This is a genomic window from Bacterioplanoides sp. SCSIO 12839, assembly GCF_024397975.1.
In the GTDB taxonomy this organism is placed as follows: Bacteria; Pseudomonadota; Gammaproteobacteria; order Pseudomonadales; family Oceanobacteraceae; genus Bacterioplanoides.
The window spans coordinates 515,407-533,562 of record NZ_CP073745.1 but is presented as its reverse complement, the minus strand read 5'-3'; the positions used below and the strand labels follow the sequence as shown (position 1 = coordinate 533,562).

Here is an 18,156-nt window from a genome sequence, read left to right as displayed (position 1 = left end):
ATTCCTACCTAATCAGAACAACGCCATTTGTTGTCCGGCCATTTCGCTGAAGCTTTCTCCGGTAAAATGGAAAATGGCATCGGCTACAGGCATCAACTGTTTTTCGACATAATGGCTGTAATCAATGGCCTGGGTTATTTCAAGTGGCTGAGCACCTGCCTGACCGATACGATATTCAATCCAACCACCACGATCAGCAAAGCGTGGTAACAGCCCTTGCAGCTTGCGCCATTGCTCCAACTTAGCGGCCGCCTGGGCATGGGGTGGAATATTTTTCTGATAAGCACTCAGCGGCCGACGCAAACGCTTACGATAAATTAACTGGTCATCCAGCTGGCCCAATAATAATGCCTGAACCTGCTGTTTCACCCAGTCACGATAGGGCTGATTCAGAAACACCCGACGATAGAGCTCTTTCTGAAAATTTCTCGCCAGGGGCGTCCAGTCAGTACGTACGGCTTCTAAGCCTTTAAACACCATTTCAGGCTCTGCGGTTTGTGTGTTTTTCACCAGCCCGGCATAACGCTTTTTACTGCCAGTTTCTTCCCCCCGGATGGATGGCATAAAAAAACGTCGATAATGCGTTTCATATTCCATTTCCAGATAACTTTCGATACCGAATTCCTGTTGCAGCCGGGTTTGCCACCATTGGTTTAAGCCGGTCACTAAGCGCTTACCAATATCATCGGCCTGCTGATCGCTAACGGATTGTTTCAACCAGACAAATACAGAATCAGTATCGCCATAAATCACATCGTAGCCTTGTTGCTCAATCCAGTCAGAACTTTGCTGAATAATCTGATGACCACGTTTGGTAATCGAACTGGATAAACGCGTGTCGTAAAAGCGGCATCCTTCCGACCCCAGAACACCGTAACAAGACGCCATAATCACTTTGATGGTTTGTGATAATGCCTGATTGTGTTGTTGCTTCGCTTGCTCACGCCATTCCCCGAGCTGACGAATTAAATCCGGCAATACATTTTTGCTTTTATGAAAGACGCCATCAAAAAAACCGGGCACCAGGTTATCTTGTTCTTCTTTTTCAGTGCGGACTTTCACCCCTTCTACCAGTCCCATTGGATCAATTTTAAAGGTGCGGATAATCGACGGATACAAACTTTTAAAATCCAACACCAACACATGTTCAAACAGCCCGGGGCGCGAATCCATGACATAACCGCCGGGGCTTTTTTGCGCGTGATAACCTTCTTCAATATTAGGCGCTACAAATCCCTGACGATGCAAACGGGGTAAATAGAGATTTTCAAACGCCGCCACCGAGCCGCCCATACGATCCATGGTCAACCCGGTCATATGGCTGCGTTCAATGGCAAAATTATATAAATCGGCTTTCAGAAAAATACGCCACACCAGCTCACAATCTTTCAGGTTGTAGTCGGCCAGAGCGGCTTTATCATGTAGAAATAAATGTTCAATATCACCGCCGCGATCGTCGCCGTGTAATAACTTGCGGTCACCAAGAAAATGCTCAGCCACTGCATCCAGAGCAAAACTTTCAAACTGGTAGGTTGCGTTTTTTAACAGGTCGATACCATCCAGCACAACGCGCCCGGCAATGTGCATAAAAACCCGCTCTTTATTCATTTTGCTTTGCCGCCACGACAACACACTGCTATCCCGGCCAAGGGTAAAAGGGATTTTATGTTGCAGAAATTTACGGCGCAAAAAAGCGAAATCAAATTGCACCACATTCCAACCGATCATGACGTCCGGGTCATAATCTTGGATAATGTCGAGAAAACGCTGTAACAGTGAGATTTCATCATCCACCAGCTCAACCCCGTCAATGGATTGCTGAGTGTCTCCCACCATCACCACGTGTTGATAATCTTCGGCATAAAAACCAATCGAAAACAGCTGATCGGGCTTACCTTGCTTGGGAAAGGACGTCTCGATATCGATTGATAACGCCTTCAGAGACGGACAATAGCGTGCTGGCCGTAAGCGAGCCGCCGTAACAGACTGATATCTGCACTCAGCCCCGTCTTCATCGGCAGACTGCAAGGAACCGTGAAGTTCCGCAGCGCCGTAGATAAAGCGCTCCATCAGATAACGATCCGTCGGACGAATATCCACTTCGCGACAAATAATATCCTGTTCGGCCAGCACATCACGCCAGCGGTAGACGTATTCGTGGGGCATATAACAGGCGCAGGCAGGTTCAAAGTCAAACGACTGTAACGCGACTTTTTCCACCCGAACAGGCCAGCCTAGTGTCACGGCAATACTCTGCGCCTTGTCGTAAAAACGCTGATCAATAAAACAAATGGCAGGTTGTGGAAATACAGTACGAACGGCCCCTTGTGCTGTTTTCCACCAGAAGGTCAGCTGTGTTCCACCGTCCGTCGGGTTCTCTTCCCAGGAAGAGGTTAATAAAAAGCCGGGAACCATCGGTTTCATGAATTTGTTTCTATACTGACCTATACGCGGATATGCAGTGTAAATAAGGAGCACTTCTATGACCACTTCTGAGACACCGTCTTCAGGGGCAACAGAATCAACGTCAACGACATCATCACCGGCAATCAGCCAGGACCCGATGTACCAGATGTTGCGTCACGACAATGTCAGCGGTTTCAACCAGGCCCGGGAGAACGGGCAGCAATGCGACTTACGCAACTGTGACTTGCGTGGATTGGACTTACGCAATATCAACCTCACGGGTATGGATCTGACCAACGCTTATTTTCGCGGAGCCGATTTACGTGGCATTGATTTCCGTGGCTGCTGTTTGGATGGTGCCAGCCTGGCAGACGCCAAAATCAGTGGTTGTTATTTTCCTCCCGAACTGGGAGCACAGGAGATTCAGCTATCGGTGGCCCAAGGAACCCGATTGCGCCATGCCTGCACGTAACAAAGCCATTGTTCCGCAACCTGTCACAAACTCGTTTAATAATAGTGGTTGTTACGTCATTAACATGACAATATCGGTTCAAGCAGTGCCTGTTTTACGCTACATTGTCGGGCACCGCTTTGTTTGATCATCTGTTCAATTACGAGGAAAAACCATGTACCTGCCGGGTAAACTATCCGATGAGACAGAACGCTTACTGCAACGCATTAACCAACTCACTCAGGCGCTGCTGGAAGGATTCGAGCTGGATCAGGAAGTCATCACCCTGGAAGGTGTAGAAAGCCTCTATGAACTGTTTGACCAACATCAGCTGTTTCTGGTGCAGGATGGCATGCTGCATTACAGCCGCAATGGCCAAACGCTGGCCAGCTTTGATGAAGGTGATATTGTTGGCATGATGGCATCGTTTGAAATGCCCACTCCGCGTTTACGTGCCGATGAATACGTTGAATTAATTCCGATCGATCGTGATCGCTTCTTACGCCATGTCTATTCCGACAAACGCCGCCAGCATTACTGGAGTCATTACCTGATGTGCCACAACGCCATGTTGCTGGATTATTTAGGCACCATGGTAAAAGAACAGGTACGCCCTGCTGCCGGATTCCAGAATCTGGAGCCCGGTGACGTTATTATTCGCCAGGGTGACACCGCCGACCTGGTGTACACCATCATCCACGGTGAGGCCGAGGTCTTTGTTGATGATGTAAAAGTTGGAGAAATCGGCGAAGAAGAAGTGTTTGGCGCCATGGCACTGTTCACCAAGGAACCTCGTTCAGCCACCGTTATTGCCAAAACGGCCTGTACCATTATGGCGGTTCCCCAAGAAGACTTTGCCACACTGATTGAAGCCCAGCCACAGGCAGCACTTAACCTGATCGAAAACCTGGCCCGACGCATTACCGCCATGAACCAGCAGCTGATTGACAAACAACAGGATTGATCAAAAAGCATACAGCCGTCAGTCAAAAGCACCTTTTTGAGAATTTTTCTCATTTAGTTGTTGCAAACCAAATGAGAATGGGTATTATTTACTTATCGGCGTCAGAGATGGCACCGGTGTTCAGCATCCAGACTCATCATCAGGATGGTGATCTCTCTCATCAAGCTAATCACGGTTATTTGCCCCTCTCTCTTCGGAGTTGAGGGGCGTTTTTTTATCCCCTTTTTTTATTGCCCTTGCGCAGCCGCCATTTTCCACAAACACATTTTCCGTAAAAAACATCCATTTGTGCCAACCCGGTTTTTTTGAGAATTTTTCGCATTAAGGTGTTGCAATGATAATGAGAATGTATATTATTTACTTATCGGCGTTAGAAATAACGTCGCTGTTCAACATCCAGACTCATCATCAGGATGGTGATCTCTCTCATCAAGCTAATCACGGTTGCTTAGCCCCTCTTCTGAGTTTTTATAAGCCAGAACTGAGGGGCGCTTTTTTATCTGCCCCCCACTTTTTACAGCCAGCCCTTGCTACAACCAATTCAACCCAGACTCATTTAATACCGTTTCCACCTGAAACACATCCGATACCCGTTCAGCCGTTAGCACCGTTGCCGCATCGCCATCGGCAATCAACTCTCCACAACACAACATCAATACCCGATCGGCATAACGTAACGCCAAATTAAGGTCATGCACCACCATAACTACCGCTTTGCCTTCTTGCTTGAGCTGCTGAACGCGTTGCAAACACTGACGTTGGTGCTTCAGATCTAATGCACTCAGCGGCTCATCTAACAGCCATAAGCCACTATCTGGCTGATGCACCTGAATCCAGCTTCGCGCCAGTTGCGTCCGCTGTTGCTCCCCTCCGGAAAGCAAACGCACTTCTTGCTCAGCAAGGTATTCGATATCCCAATCACGGATCGCTTTTTGAGTTGCGTCACGTAACGCCACGACTGATTGAGAATGAGCTAAACCGCCAAGCTCCACCACTTCCCGAACGGTAAGCGGAAACCCCATCTGGCTCAGCTGCGGAACCAGCGTAATATGCCGGGCCCACTGTTCACGAGGCCAATCATCCACCGCAGAGCCCTGAATCGTCAGACTGCCCGAAGACGGCGGACTCAATCCGGCAAGAATTGATAACAAAGTGGATTTACCTGCACCATTCGGGCCGACCAGCATCACCAGCTCTCCGGGCTGCAACACAAAGCTGATATCACTCAGAATCGCAGCCGGGCCTTTGTTTAAACCAACTCCGGATAGCTGCATAAAAGTTTGATGACTCACCACGATAAACGCCTCTTTTCACGCAGCAATAAGCTGATAAAAACCGGAGCGCCTAATAACGTTGTCACAATGCCAATGGGCAACTCAGCCGGTGCCACAACCGTGCGTGCCAGAGCATCCGCAGCGACTAATAAACAACCACCAATCATGACGGCCAGAGGCAATACCCGCTGATGCGCGGCACCGGTTAACAGGCGGGCAATGTGTGGGCTGATTAACCCAACAAAACCAATCACACCACTGGCAGTCACAGCGACAGCCACCATCGCAGCGACCCAGATCACCGCACGCCATTGCATGGATTTCACCGAGATCCCCAATGAACGCGCTTCCACTTCTCCTAACAGCAACGCATCCAGCTGACGCAGACGTTTTGGCCAATACATCAGTGCCGCCAGCAATACCGCCGCCAACCCGGCATTCCAGTACCAGTTGGCGCCAGACAAACTGCCCAGCGACCAGAAGGTAATCTGGCGCAACGCACTGTCGGTCGCCATATAAGACAACAAACCAATCAGCGCACTGGCCAGCACATTAATCGCAATACCGGCTAATACCAGAAAGCTCATCGCATGCATCGACGCACCACTCAGGCCCATGCGCATAACAATCAATAACGCCAGAAAACCACCGGCAAATGCCATCACCGGTTGCAGCCATAATGGCAACGGAAAGGACGAGGAAATCACCACAAATACCGCAGCGGCGACCGCGGCACCACCGGAAACACCAATTAAGCCAGGGTCAGCTAACGGGTTGCGTACCACTCCCTGAATCAATACCCCCGCCCAGGCCAGTGAGGCGCCTATCAGAAACGCCATGACCACCCGTGGCAAACGGATTTGCCATAAAATCGCCTGCCCGGCATCGGCTTCCAGCAACCAGCTGAAATTCTGAGAGCCGGTGAATATTCCCAACAACAGAAATAAAACCGGTAGTAGCAGGCATAACGGCAGGATATGCTGTGCACGGATTAATACAGATGATTTCAATTCAGAGACCAACCAGGTGACGCTAATTTTATGAGTAGTTGGCAACCATTGTGCCACATCAACGATATTGAGGAAGGACAGAGTAAAGGATTTGAACTCAACGCCCAGCCGCTATTCGTCGTACGTGGTCACCAGGAACAGCGCGAGCAGTTTTTTGTTTACCGCAACAGCTGCCCTCATCTGGGCATTAACCTCGAATGGCAGGACGATCAGTTTCTGGATGCCGATGGACAGTTGATCCAGTGTGCCATGCACGGTGCTTTGTTTTTAATCGATACCGGCTTGTGCATTGCCGGACCATGCCAGGGCCAACGCCTGAGCATGATTGAACACCGAATAAATAATGGAACACTGGAAATCAACCTGTAAAGGTGCTGGTATCAGTCTTTCAGATCTTCCAGGCCTTCTTTCAAACTATCGACCGAGTCTTCTAACAACTCCTCACCCTCATCTTTGATGTTATCCAGCAGCGAGTCTGACTCAAAAGGATTGGAGAAGGCATCGCGGTCATTCATCAGGTTATAAACCACAGCACCACCGAGTAGCGCTCCGATAATTAACACCAATAACGTACGTTTCATTTTATTTTATTTTCCTTAAGGTCTGTTAATACGATTACAGCGGTTATCAACGATGACGGGGAGCATCGCGCTCACAATACAACAGGAACCCGGCGCGCCAACACCATCTGCTGTTCACCAAACTCTACCCGGTAAGCCAGCACTTCAACGCCCTGAGCCACCACCTCACGCAACGCTGCACCGTATTTCGGATCAATATTATCCGCCGGTGCAACCTGCTCGATACCTTCGTGCGCCACACAAAACAGCAACACGGCACGATAACCTTGCTGATGTAACGCCAATAATCGCTTGAGGTGTTTTAAACCGCGCTCGGTGACGGCATCCGGAAAGGAACCTGCGCCGGGCTGCTCGCCCATCAGAGTTACGGACTTCACTTCCACATAGGTTTTGCTCGTCTCATTCAGGTCGTGCTCGTGATGCAGCAAAAAGTCCAACCGGCCATCTTCCACTTTGGGTTCTTTCTGGACATGGCTATGATCGCTCAGCTCGGCAATGGCCCCCTGCTCCAACGCTTCCGCCACCAGCTGGTTGGCCCGGGCGGTGTTGATACAGGCTTTGTATTGGCCCTGCACCGCGACCCATTCCCAGCTGAACTGATACTTACGCTTAGGATTCTGAGAATCCGATAACCAAACCGGCCAGCCGGGTTCGGCACAATTTTTCATGGAGCCGGTATTCGGACAATGTACAGTGATTTCACTGCCATCGGGCAAACGGATATCCGCCAAAAAGCGTTTATAACGTTTGATCAGCGTGCCCTGAATCAAAGGCTGTTGATAATTCATCAGGAGCGCTCCGCTAACCAATCAGCTAAACGCTCAACCGCTTGTTTTAATCGGGATAAGTTGGTTGTAAAAGCAAACCGCACGTGGGTATTGGCCTGATATTCACCAAAATCCACGCCAGGAGTAAACGCCACGCCGGTCGCTTTTAACGCCTCGGCACAAAACTCCAGGCTATTATCGGTAAAGCGGCTGGCATCGGCGTAGATATAGAAGGCCCCTTCGGGGATCACCGGGATGTTAAAACCGAGCTGTGGCAATGCCGTTAATAAATAGTCGCGACGTTGCTGTAATTCCTGGCGACGCTGTTCGTAAATGGCCATGGCGTCATCATCAAACGCGGCCAACGCGGCGTATTGAGCCGGTGTTGGTGGTGCCAGGAACAGGTTTTGCGCCAAGGTATCCATGGTTGGCACCCAGCTTTCCGGCACCACACACCAACCTAAACGCCAGCCCGTCATGCCAAAAAACTTGGAGAAGCTGTTGAGCACTACGGCATCATCAGCCACCGACAATACCGTTTGAGGCTCGCTGTTGTAATTCAGCCCCTGATAAATTTCGTCTACCCACAGTTCACCTTGCCCATGCTGGGCGCGCTGCTGTCGCACTTCATCGGCCAGAGCCTGCATTTCATCCAGAGATAACACGGTGCCAGTTGGATTCGCCGGGCTCGCCACCAGTGCCACCTTGGTATCCGCTTGCCAATGCTGACGAATTAACGACGGCGTTAACTGATAACGATCTTCTGGCCCGGCTGGCACCAGTTGACCATGGGCTTCAAACGTTCGGGCAAAATGGCGGTTACACGGGTAACCCGGATCGGCCAGCAATAATTTATCGTTAACATCCAGTCGGGCAGCACTGAGCAATAACAACGCACCGGAGGCGCCCGGAGTCAGCACAATGCGCTGAGGGTTGATGGAGACGCCAAAACGTTGCTGATAATAGTCGGCGATTCGTTCCCGTAACTGCGGCAGCCCCAGTGCCGGCGTGTATTTAGTATGACCCGCCTGCATGGCGCTGATGGCCGCATTCACCATCGGCTCAGCTGTTGTAAAGTCCGGTTCCCCAACCTCCAGATGAATCACATCATGCCCTTCAGCCTGCATGGCCTGAGCTTGTGCCAAAATGGCCATCACCTGAAATGGTTGGATTTCCTGGGAACGTTGCGCTGGTTTTTTCATACTAAAGAACTACAGTAAGTGATCGGTTCTGCAACACGATTGGCAGAATGTCGATGTAAAGTGGCGCATTGTGCCAGAAGAAATGAGAAGCGTAAGCAAATTCAGTGCATAAAAAGTTGGCGCTGGCGGTGTTATCTGCTAATTTGCCCCGCTTATTATTTGGAGCGTCCCTCACACGCAGCGCATGAGGCGCATGAGGCGCACGGACTTGAATACCGATTTCGGTTTACCAGGTGAGGCAGTAAAACTATGCCAGATACTAAAGAATTTGCTCTTACTAACTTTACGCCGTACGAACCGGCGAAAGATGAAGAGTATATGAGTGATGCTCAGTTGGCTCACTTCGCATCAATCTTGCGCAATTGGAAGCAAGAGTTGATGGAAGAAGTGGATCGTACCAAGGAGCATATGCAAACCGAGTTAAACAACTACGCAGATCCTAACGATCGTGCCAGCCAGGAAGAAGAGTTCAACCTGGAGTTACGCACCCGTGACCGCGAACGTAAGCTGATTAAGAAGATCGATAAAACACTCGATCTGATTGAAGCGGGTGATTACGGCTACTGCGAGTCTTGTGGCATTGAAATTGGCATTCGTCGTCTGGAAGCACGACCAACCGCTGATTTATGCATTGACTGTAAAACGCTGGCTGAAATCAAAGAGAAGCAGCTGGGCGTTTAACCTTTATTAACGGCAGTGGTGTTACTGCTTTGCAAACACCCCTGCCGCTAATCGCTCATCACTTTGCCTCAATCTCTTTACACACCATGACCGCTTATATCGGCCGTTTTGCTCCTTCCCCAACAGGCCCGCTACATTTCGGCTCTTTATTAGCCGCCCTTGCCAGTTATCTGGATGCCCGTTATCACCATGGCCAATGGCTGGTGCGCATTGAAGATCTCGACCCTCCGCGTGAAGACCCGCAGGCAGCCCACCAGATCCTGACCATTCTCGATGCTTATCAGCTGCACTGGGACGGCGAAGTCCGTTATCAAAGCCAGCGCAGTGAGGCTTATCAGCAAGTACTGGAGCAATTGATTCACCAGAATAAGGTGTTTCCCTGCGCCTGTTCGCGTAAGCAGTTAAACGGCACCTTACACAATGGCGTCTGCCAGTTAGCGGATCACTTCCGCCTTGATAATGACTACGCCTGGCGCTTTGCGATCGGCAGTGGCGAGTGTGGTTTTGACGATCAACTTCAGGGGCATTACTGCGAATCGCTGGAGCGGGACATCGGTGATTTTGTTGTTAAACGCCGTGATGGCCCCTGGTCATATCAACTGGCGGTGGTTGCCGATGATGCCGACCAGAACATTACTCATGTCGTCCGTGGAATCGACCTGATCGATTCCACACTGCGCCAACAACAGCTGCAACAGGCACTGGACTATCCGATTCCACAATATGCGCATATCCCGGTGGCACTGGAAAACAATGGTCAGAAACTCAGCAAACAGAATCTGGCAACGGCACTACAACCGGATGACAGCGGTAACACTTTGTGGGATGCATTGCTCTGGCTGAAACAGGCTCCACCACCTGAACTCAGAAATCAGGGCAATGCGACGGTGCTGCAATGGGCCATTCAACACTGGAACCTGGGTGCTTTGATGGGTATCCGTGACAATCCAGCGCCAGCACCGTTTTTGCGCTAGACCGTTTTTGCACTAGCCGCTTTTTTAACAAACCGCTCTTTTCACAGCGGTTGTGATACTCTGCCTGCCATCATCAGGACAACCAAATCAGGATTTGATAACCCATGTACGATTACCGCCTCGGCTTATTAATGCTGGTTGGCATTTATCTGTTTTCTCCCATCATGATGGACTGGTGGCTGGATGATAAAGGCGCCTGGTATCGCCCGTTTGCCGTCTGGTTATTATTGATTGGTTTGTATATCTGGATGAATCGCAAGCGAGGTGATGATGAGCTTTAGTCTTGGCCAGCTTGGCCTGATTATCCTTGGCTACCTTGGCGCGTTATTCACCACCGCTTATGCTGTCGAAAAAAACTGGGTACCCCGGCGCTGGGTTCGTCACCCTCTGGTTTATATCCTGTCATTAGGTGTGTATGCCAGCGCCTGGGCTTTTTATGGGTCCGTTGGCCTTGCCCATCAGTATGGCTACGGTTATCTGGCTTATTATCTCGGTATCTCTGGCGCCTTTGTGATGTCGCCTATTTTGCTGCGCCCACTGCTTAATATCAGCCGCATCTATCAGCTCAGTTCGCTGGCTGACTTATTGGCTTTCCGTTATCGCTCCCGCCTTGCCGGCACACTGGTTACGGTATTTATGCTGGCCGTGGTGGTTCCTATGCTGACCCTGCAACTGACCGCCATTGCCGATACCCTGCACATTCTTAACAACGACTGGAAGGCACCTCAACTGGCCTTTGGCTTCTGCCTGATCATGATTCTGTTTGCGGTGTTGTTTGGTGCCCGCCATGTCTCACCGCGGGAAAAACACGAAGGTTTAGTGTTTGCATTGGCGTTTGAATCGTTACTCAAACTGGCAGCGATTCTGACACTGGCTGGCGTGGCTTTGTTTGGCGTGTTCTCCGAAACCGGCGGCCTGGAACAGTGGCTTATCACCAATCAGGATCGCCTCAATCAACAGGCCACCCTGCAGGAGGGGCCATGGCGTACTCTGTTATTGCTGTTCTTTGCGGCCGCCGTGGTGATGCCACATATGTATCACGTCGTGTTTACTGAAAACGCCAACAGTCAGGCACTGCAACCCGCCAGCTGGGGGTTCCCGCTGTTTTTATTGGCCATGGCAATGGCTGTCCCGCCTATTCTCTGGGCCGGGGTGTATCTGGAATTAGATTTACCGGCCGAATATTTTGCCCTCGGCATTGGTATGGAACTGCAGTCATCTACATTGGTGGTGCTCACCTTCCTTGGCGGACTGGCAGCCGCCTCTGGCATCATTATCGTCATCACTATTGCTATGGCTGCCATGTTGCTGAACCACGTGGTATTACCTCTGCACAAACCCAGCCCAAGGGCCGATTTTTATCGCTGGCTGTTGTGGGTTCGTCGTAGTCTGATTGCGGCTATTTTATTACTGGCTTATGGCTTCTATGCACTGGTTGGTGCAGACCTCAATCTGAATCGCCTGGGGATTTTGGCGTTTGTTGCTGCAGTACAGTTTCTGCCCGGCGTATTGGGCCTTCTGTATTGGCCAAAATCCAATCGTAAAGGTTTTCTGGCCGGCTTGATTGCCGGTATTTTATGCTGGATGTACGCCATGTTACTGCCATTCTCAGAGCTCAGTCTGGGCTGGCATGTACCATTGCCATTGCCTGCAGTTGATGAATTTAACTGGCATTTAGCAGCATTGGCCTCCTTCAGCCTCAATATGGCGCTGTTTGTATTGGTCAGCCTGACAACCCGCCAGAAGCCCTCTGAAGTCTCAGCCGCCGAAGCCTGCTCAATCGATACCGTTTCTCGTCCTTCACGCCGCCCACTGATCGCCGGCAACTCCAATGACGTGATTGTTTCGCTGAGCAAACCGTTGGGACGTTATGTAGCGGAACGTGAGGTCTATCAGGCGCTGGCAGATTTGGATTTACCTTCCTACGAAGACCGACCTTACGCCCTGCGTCGCTTGCGCGCCCGGCTGGAAGCCAACCTGTCCGGCCTGATGGGGCCAACGGTCGCCCACGACATCATCAGCCGTTATCTGCCGTTTCAGGAAAACGCAGAACTCAGTGAAGATATTTATCAGATTGAGCAACGCCTGGAAGGATTTCACGATCGACTGAGTGGTCTTGCTGGCGAACTGGATAACCTGCGTCGTTATCACCGCCAGACACTGGAGCGCCTGCCTATTGGTGTTTGCTCGCTGGCGGATGACGGTGAAATTCTGATGTGGAACCAGGCGATGGTCGACCTCACGCACATCGAATCGCAACAAGTCAGTGGCTCACATCTGGATCGCCTGCCATCACCGTGGCACGAACTATTGAACGATTTTGTCGCCAGCCCACAAATGCACGAGCATAAAAAACGGGTGGATATCGACGCCCGGCCACGCTGGTACAGCTTGCACAAAGCCCTGATTCAGCCCAGTGGTGGCCAACCCGGTGGCATCGTGGTGCTGATGGAAGATCAGACCGAAACCCAGCTGCTTGAAGAAGAGCTGATGCACAGTGAACGCCTGGCATCCATTGGTCGTCTGGCGGCCGGGGTTGCTCATGAAATTGGTAATCCGATTACCGGCATCGACAGCCTGGCCCAGCTGATCCGTTATGAAACGGAGAACCCGGAGCTGCAGGAAATGGCTGATCAGATTCAGGAACAAACCAAACGGGTTACCCGAATCGTACAATCGTTGATGAACTTTGCTCATGCTGGCCATCACTCAACCGAGCATGAACCGGTTGTTGTGGCTCATTGTATTGATGAGGCCATGCAGCTGTTACGCCTGAGCAAACGTAGCCAGGACATTGAATTTATCAACGACTGTGATGAAGAGTTACTGTTGTTGGGTGACGCACAGCGGCTGGTGCAGGTGTTTGTTAACCTGCTGAGTAATGCCCGCGATGCCAGTCAGCGTGGTGACAGCATCCGGGTGACTGCGGAGTCCGATGAACATCAGGTCAGCCTGAAAGTGATCGACCAGGGGCATGGTATTCCGGCCGATAAAGTCGACCGGATTTTTGAACCGTTTTTCACCACCAAAGACGTTGGTTCAGGTACCGGGCTAGGCCTGGCACTGGTCTACAGCATCATTGAAGAACATTACGGTCACATCAGTATTCACAGCCCGGTATCTGATGGGCGTGGAACCTGTGTTAAAGTCAGCCTTCCCCGTTACAACCAAACAAAAGAAGTGGAACCTCAGGCATGAGCCAGATTTTAGTTGTCGAAGACGAATCCATTATCCGTCTGACCCTGCGTAAATTGTTACAACGTCATCATCATGAAGTCACAGACGTCGATAATCTGGATGACGCCAAAGCGCAGAATTTTGACAACTTTGATCTGATTATCAGCGATCTGCGCCTGCCCGGTGGTGACGGTACCGAATTGATTGAACTGGCCGGTGACACCCCGGTACTCATCATGACCAGTTACGCCAGCCTGCGCTCCGCCGTCGACGCTATGAAAATGGGCGCTGTTGATTACATTGCCAAACCCTTTGATCACGATGAGATGATTCGTGCGGTAGAGCGCATTCTGAAAGAATCACAAATCAGCCATCAGAGTGGCCAGCAAAGCGAAGCCATGCAGCAACAGGTCAGCAGTGAATACCCGGTTACCGGGATCATTGGCAGCTGCCCTCCCATGTTGTTGTTATTCAAAAAGATCAGCAAAGTCGCACGCACCGACGCCACGGTTCTGATTCAGGGTGAGTCCGGAACCGGTAAAGAGCTGGTTGCCAAGGCATTACATCAGCAAAGCCGCCGGGCCGATGCGCCGATGATTTCCGTTAACTGCGCCGCCATTCCAGAAACTCTGATTGAGTCGGAGTTGTTCGGCCATGAAAAAGGCGCCTTCACCGGAGCCACGGCACAACGCCAGGGTCTGGTCGAAGCCGCCGATGGCGGTACTTTATTCCTCGATGAAATTGGTGAGCTGCCACTGGAAGCACAAGCGCGCTTATTACGTGTTTTACAGGAAGGTGAAATTCGCCGGGTTGGCTCCGTACAAAGCCAGAAGGTGGACGTTCGGCTGGTAGCCGCCACACACCGCAACCTGAAAGAGTTATCGGGTAAAGGGGAATTTCGCGAAGACCTGTATTATCGCCTCAATGTGGTAGAGCTGCATTTACCGCCGTTGCGCGAACGTGGCGACGATGTGCTGGAGTTAGCTCAGGCCATGCTGAAACGCTCCTGCGATAAAATGGAACAACCCCCCATGAGTTTCAGCGCAGATGCGTTGGAAGCCATTCGTCAGTATCAATGGCCCGGTAACGTTCGTGAGTTGGAAAATGCGGTTGAACGGGCCGTCATTCTGGCTGATGAAGGCGAACCCATCGCGGCTGAATTTCTGGGTGTTGATATCAGTAGCGACCGCTATGTCAGCCAGGCATTACAGGAAAATCTGCTGCACAGTGAACCTTATGGGCCAAGTGACACCCAACAAGAGCAAGGTGATCTATCCTTGGATGATTACTTTGTGCACTTTGTATTGGAAAACGAAACCAATATGACAGAGACCGACCTGGCCCGAAAACTGGGAATTTCCCGGAAAAGCTTATGGGAAAGACGACAGCGTCTTGGCATCCCCCGCAAAAAAGCCAAATAAAGTAAGGGCTAAGGATACATAGGTAACACCCGGTTACACTAATCGGGTTTTTCTGTCTTTTCGCGCCATCATCAGTAACAACTCTCCCTCTCAAATCCTGCTCAAACCGCCTTATACTTAAGAATAAAAACTGCAACTTGTTGTTTTATAAGGATATTTTATATTTCCATAAAAACTGGCACGCGTTTAGCTTTATTCAGATCAGAAGTAAGCAAGACGGCCTGCACTGATAAAAATAAAAAAGCCGGCGCAGAATGCACTAACAATAATAAGCTCAAAATAAAAATAACTATGAGCGTGCGAGTTACAATAACAACAATAACAGTCCCGACTCACTGATAGCTGATTCCTTTGCTTGCTTACATAGCGGTCAAAGCAATCAGCTTTCTTATTTCTGGCTCCGGGCAAAATCGACCAGACAGCCCAAATACCTACCAGACCACTCTTCGTTTACCACCGACTCAAATACATCGTCGCACTGCCGCATTCTTTAGCGTATCTGCTGTTTCGTAACAGGCCAGGGCAAGCAAATGTCGCCTGCTGTCCAATACCGTTACACAGTGTTACCAATCCAGTAGCGTGTTGTTACCCACAGGAGCAATTACACGTAACACTTTGGTATTAATATCAAAAAAACAGCACCACAAAAATCATAAGCCTTTGTTTTCAAAGGAATTTCAATAGTTGGCACGCTAGGTGCTAAAGTTATTACAAGCGTATCGACGAACAATAAAAATAAAAAACAGCCGATACCACAAAGTGCAGGCATCAATAAAAATAATAAAGTCAGCACAGAAGGAAAGCCTCAACAATAAGAACAACAGAGGCAGAGTCATCGACTCATTTGTTATGAGTTCATTGTTTTGGATACACAGCGTCCACGCTGTCACAATAAGAATAACAAGGCATCAGGCCAGTTTGTTCAAAACAATGAACTCACCCACTCTTCTGCTTTTCATACCTACTTTCAGACGCTTCTTCCGCGCATTTTCTTCAACGCACGTTGATTCAGGACCTGCTTAACACCATTCAATCAGCTGTACTTCAACACCTGGCTCCGGGCATTGGTTAAGGAATACGTTTACTTACGCCAATATCCCTGCGAACAGTTGTTCATAATTCGTCCACCTCCGAGATCACACACTATCCACGACAATTAAGCGTCAAAAAGCCAAGCGCGACTGATCGTTTTGACTGATTTTTCTTAAGACAGCTCACTAGCATGGCAAGTACAGTCCATCGCCGTTACACAGCGTTACCAAAGTTACATTTTTGTTACCCCAGAATGTGCGATTAGTAACACTTTAGTCTAAGCAAAGATGTGAAAAGTTAGATAAAGAATCACAAGCCATTGATTTTAAATGACTTTTTAATTCTGGCACGCTGCCTGCTTTATCCTATTCAGATCAGACGCACACACAATAAAAATAACAAACCAACAATAACAAGCGTCATAAAGATCTGGCAGCAATCAATAAAAATAACAAACAGCTGCTGAGTAGGTTCCATCAATAACAATAACAAGGAGCCTGAGTTATGAATTCATTGTTTTAGGTAACCAGCCTTAAGTGCTGTTAAGAATAAGAAAAATAAAGGGCCTTGAGACCCTGATTATTTAAAACAATGAATTCGCCCCACTCACTGCTCTTAATGGGTCGTCCATCCTGGGACATAAAAATAACAAATCCGGGACATGTTAAAGCCGCTATTGCGGCTTTTTTGCTATCTGGCCTCAGGTTGAACAATTTTGCACACTGGTTTATTTGCCGCGGTCGAAGGGTTAAACTCAGCCGCTTGTTATTAACCTACAGCAAAGAACTGTCACGCCTTGAGTCGCTTAAATAAACTGATCAATCAGATTAATCATCACAAAGACCGCCTGTTGGGAAGTAATAAAAAACGCTCCGCCAACGAGGCTGATCTGTTAACTGTGATTCCCCGTGACGAACATTCCATCAGTCGCAGCAATATCAGCGAGAATGCCCTGAAGGTGCTGTATCGCCTGCATAAAGCTGGTTATCAGGCACTGCTGGTTGGCGGTGGTGTACGCGATAATTTGCTGGATCTGCACCCCAAAGACTTCGATGTAGCCACCAATGCTACGCCGGAGCAGGTGAATAAACTGTTTCGCAACTCGCGCCTGATCGGCCGCCGTTTTAAGCTGGTGCATGTGGTGTTTGGCCGCGATGTGATTGAGGTCGCGACCTTCCGTGCTCCGCCCAAAGAAGAACATTCCAACAAAGTAGCGGCTACCGGCGATCAGGGCATGATCCTGCGCGATAATGTGTATGGCAGCAAAGACGAAGACGCCATGCGCCGCGACTTCACCATTAACGCGCTGTATTACGATATTGCCGATTTTAGTGTGCATGCCTATGCCGGTGGTTGGCAGGACATGCAGCAACGCCAGGTTCGCTTAATTGGCGATCCGGAAACCCGTTACCGTGAAGATCCGGTACGTATGCTGCGGGCCATTCGTTTTGCGGTAAAACTCGACTTCTCCATCGAGGTACAAACAGCGGCGCCAATTCGTGATATGGCCCCCTTGCTGATGCAGATTCCGGCGGCTCGTATGTTTGAAGAAGTGCTGAAGCTATTCCTGCATGGCCGGGCGCTGGATACCTTTCGCATGTTACGCGAGTACAATCTTTTTGAACCGCTGTTTCCAGCAACAGAACAGTGCCTGCGCGATGATCCATTCGCCCTGGAAATGATCGAAAACACCATGCGTAACACCGATACACGCATTCGTTCGGGTAAGTCGGTAACACCGTATTTCTTCTTTGCTTCGTTGTTGTGGCCGGGAATGCGCCGGGTGCAACAGGAGTTTGAAGACCAGGGACTACCACCACACCCAGCGCTCCAGCAAGCCGCTGATCGAGTGATTCGCCAGCAGGTGCAGTGCACCGCCATTCCAAAGCGTTTTTCCATTCCGATGCGGGAAATCTGGGAAATGCAGCTACGCCTGCCCAAAACCCACTCTAAGCGGGTACACGAGCTGGCACAGCACCCCCGTTTCCGTGCCGCTTACGATTTTGTGCTGCTGCGTGAACAGTCTGGTGAAGACCTGAAAGGGTTAGGCGATTGGTGGACTCAGTATCAGGAAAAACACCCGATTCCGCAGAAAACACATCACCGTGGCCCACACAGTCGTGGCTCAGGCAATGAGCAGGATCATGAACAACAGGGTGAACAGCGCCGCCGTCGCCCGCGTCGAAAACCACGTTCTCAGCGTCCGCAATCCTGAC

The 18,156-nt window shown here is 50.1% G+C and carries 15 protein-coding genes; 9 read left to right on the top strand and 6 right to left on the bottom strand.

All coding sequences use genetic code 11. The features are described from left to right. Positions 1-12: 12 nt before the first annotated feature. Positions 13-2,424: a DNA polymerase II gene (locus KFF03_RS02560; protein ID WP_255858712.1), complete on the bottom strand. Its 2,412-nt coding sequence runs from the start codon at positions 2,422-2,424 to the stop codon at positions 13-15. 58 nt (positions 2,425-2,482) lie between these two features. On the opposite strand from KFF03_RS02560, the gene KFF03_RS02555 reads away from it, so the two are divergent. Next, complete coding sequence (locus tag KFF03_RS02555; protein WP_255858711.1) at positions 2,483-2,878, top strand: pentapeptide repeat-containing protein; 396 nt, start codon at positions 2,483-2,485, stop codon at positions 2,876-2,878. Positions 2,879-3,032: 154 nt separating this feature from the next. Further along, positions 3,033-3,821 (top strand): cyclic nucleotide-binding domain-containing protein, encoded by a 789-nt coding sequence (locus tag KFF03_RS02550; protein WP_255858710.1) that lies wholly within the window; start codon positions 3,033-3,035, stop codon positions 3,819-3,821. A gap of 530 nt (positions 3,822-4,351) precedes the next feature. Here the strand turns inward: KFF03_RS02550 and KFF03_RS02545 are convergent. Both KFF03_RS02545 and KFF03_RS02540 read right to left on the bottom strand, forming a co-directional pair. After that, positions 4,352-5,113 (bottom strand): ATP-binding cassette domain-containing protein, encoded by a 762-nt coding sequence (locus KFF03_RS02545; RefSeq protein WP_255858709.1) that lies wholly within the window; start codon positions 5,111-5,113, stop codon positions 4,352-4,354. After that, positions 5,110-6,105 (bottom strand): iron ABC transporter permease, encoded by a 996-nt coding sequence (locus KFF03_RS02540; RefSeq protein ID WP_255858708.1) that lies wholly within the window; start codon positions 6,103-6,105, stop codon positions 5,110-5,112. The genes KFF03_RS02545 and KFF03_RS02540 overlap by 4 nt, the downstream gene beginning before the upstream one ends. A gap of 30 nt (positions 6,106-6,135) precedes the next feature. On the opposite strand from KFF03_RS02540, the gene KFF03_RS02535 reads away from it, so the two are divergent. Continuing rightward, on the top strand, positions 6,136-6,474 hold the full coding sequence (locus KFF03_RS02535; protein ID WP_255858707.1) for a Rieske (2Fe-2S) protein: 339 nt from the start codon (positions 6,136-6,138) through the stop codon (positions 6,472-6,474). 11 nt (positions 6,475-6,485) lie between these two features. On the opposite strand, the gene KFF03_RS02530 is transcribed toward KFF03_RS02535, so the two are convergent. The 3 genes from KFF03_RS02530 to KFF03_RS02520 all read right to left on the bottom strand — a co-directional run bounded on the left by KFF03_RS02530 (position 6,486) and on the right by KFF03_RS02520 (position 8,655). Beyond that, complete coding sequence (locus KFF03_RS02530) at positions 6,486-6,686, bottom strand: hypothetical protein (protein WP_255858706.1); 201 nt, start codon at positions 6,684-6,686, stop codon at positions 6,486-6,488. Positions 6,687-6,757: 71 nt separating this feature from the next. Further along, the gene (sfsA, locus tag KFF03_RS02525; RefSeq protein WP_255858705.1) at positions 6,758-7,474 is read right to left on the bottom strand and encodes a DNA/RNA nuclease SfsA; all 717 of its coding nucleotides are present in this window, start codon (positions 7,472-7,474) and stop codon (positions 6,758-6,760) included. Continuing rightward, positions 7,474-8,655, bottom strand: coding sequence for a pyridoxal phosphate-dependent aminotransferase (locus KFF03_RS02520; RefSeq protein WP_255858704.1), 1,182 nt, complete (start codon positions 8,653-8,655; stop codon positions 7,474-7,476). Before KFF03_RS02520 ends, sfsA begins: the two co-directional genes overlap by 1 nt. Positions 8,656-8,904: 249 nt before the next feature. Between KFF03_RS02520 and dksA the strand changes: the two genes are divergently transcribed. From dksA to pcnB, 6 genes are all read left to right on the top strand, one after another. After that, on the top strand, positions 8,905-9,336 hold the full coding sequence (gene dksA / locus KFF03_RS02515; RefSeq protein WP_255858703.1) for an RNA polymerase-binding protein DksA: 432 nt from the start codon (positions 8,905-8,907) through the stop codon (positions 9,334-9,336). Between the two features lie 29 nt (positions 9,337-9,365). Further along, a complete protein-coding gene (gluQRS, locus tag KFF03_RS02510; protein WP_255858702.1) occupies positions 9,366-10,310 on the top strand; it encodes a tRNA glutamyl-Q(34) synthetase GluQRS in 945 nt (314 codons plus the stop codon). Positions 10,311-10,414: 104 nt separating this feature from the next. After that, positions 10,415-10,591: a hypothetical protein gene (locus KFF03_RS02505; protein ID WP_255858701.1), complete on the top strand. Its 177-nt coding sequence runs from the start codon at positions 10,415-10,417 to the stop codon at positions 10,589-10,591. After that, positions 10,578-13,508: an ATP-binding protein gene (locus KFF03_RS02500; protein ID WP_370647432.1), complete on the top strand. Its 2,931-nt coding sequence runs from the start codon at positions 10,578-10,580 to the stop codon at positions 13,506-13,508. Before KFF03_RS02505 ends, KFF03_RS02500 begins: the two co-directional genes overlap by 14 nt. Next, positions 13,505-14,908, top strand: a complete 1,404-nt coding sequence (locus KFF03_RS02495; RefSeq protein ID WP_255858699.1) for a sigma-54 dependent transcriptional regulator — start codon at positions 13,505-13,507, stop codon at positions 14,906-14,908. Before KFF03_RS02500 ends, KFF03_RS02495 begins: the two co-directional genes overlap by 4 nt. Positions 14,909-16,736: 1,828 nt before the next feature. Continuing rightward, positions 16,737-18,155 carry a polynucleotide adenylyltransferase PcnB gene (gene pcnB, locus KFF03_RS02490; RefSeq protein ID WP_255858698.1) on the top strand — a complete coding sequence of 473 codons (1,419 nt, stop codon included), beginning with the start codon at positions 16,737-16,739 and terminating at the stop codon, positions 18,153-18,155. Position 18,156: the final 1 nt, after the last annotated feature.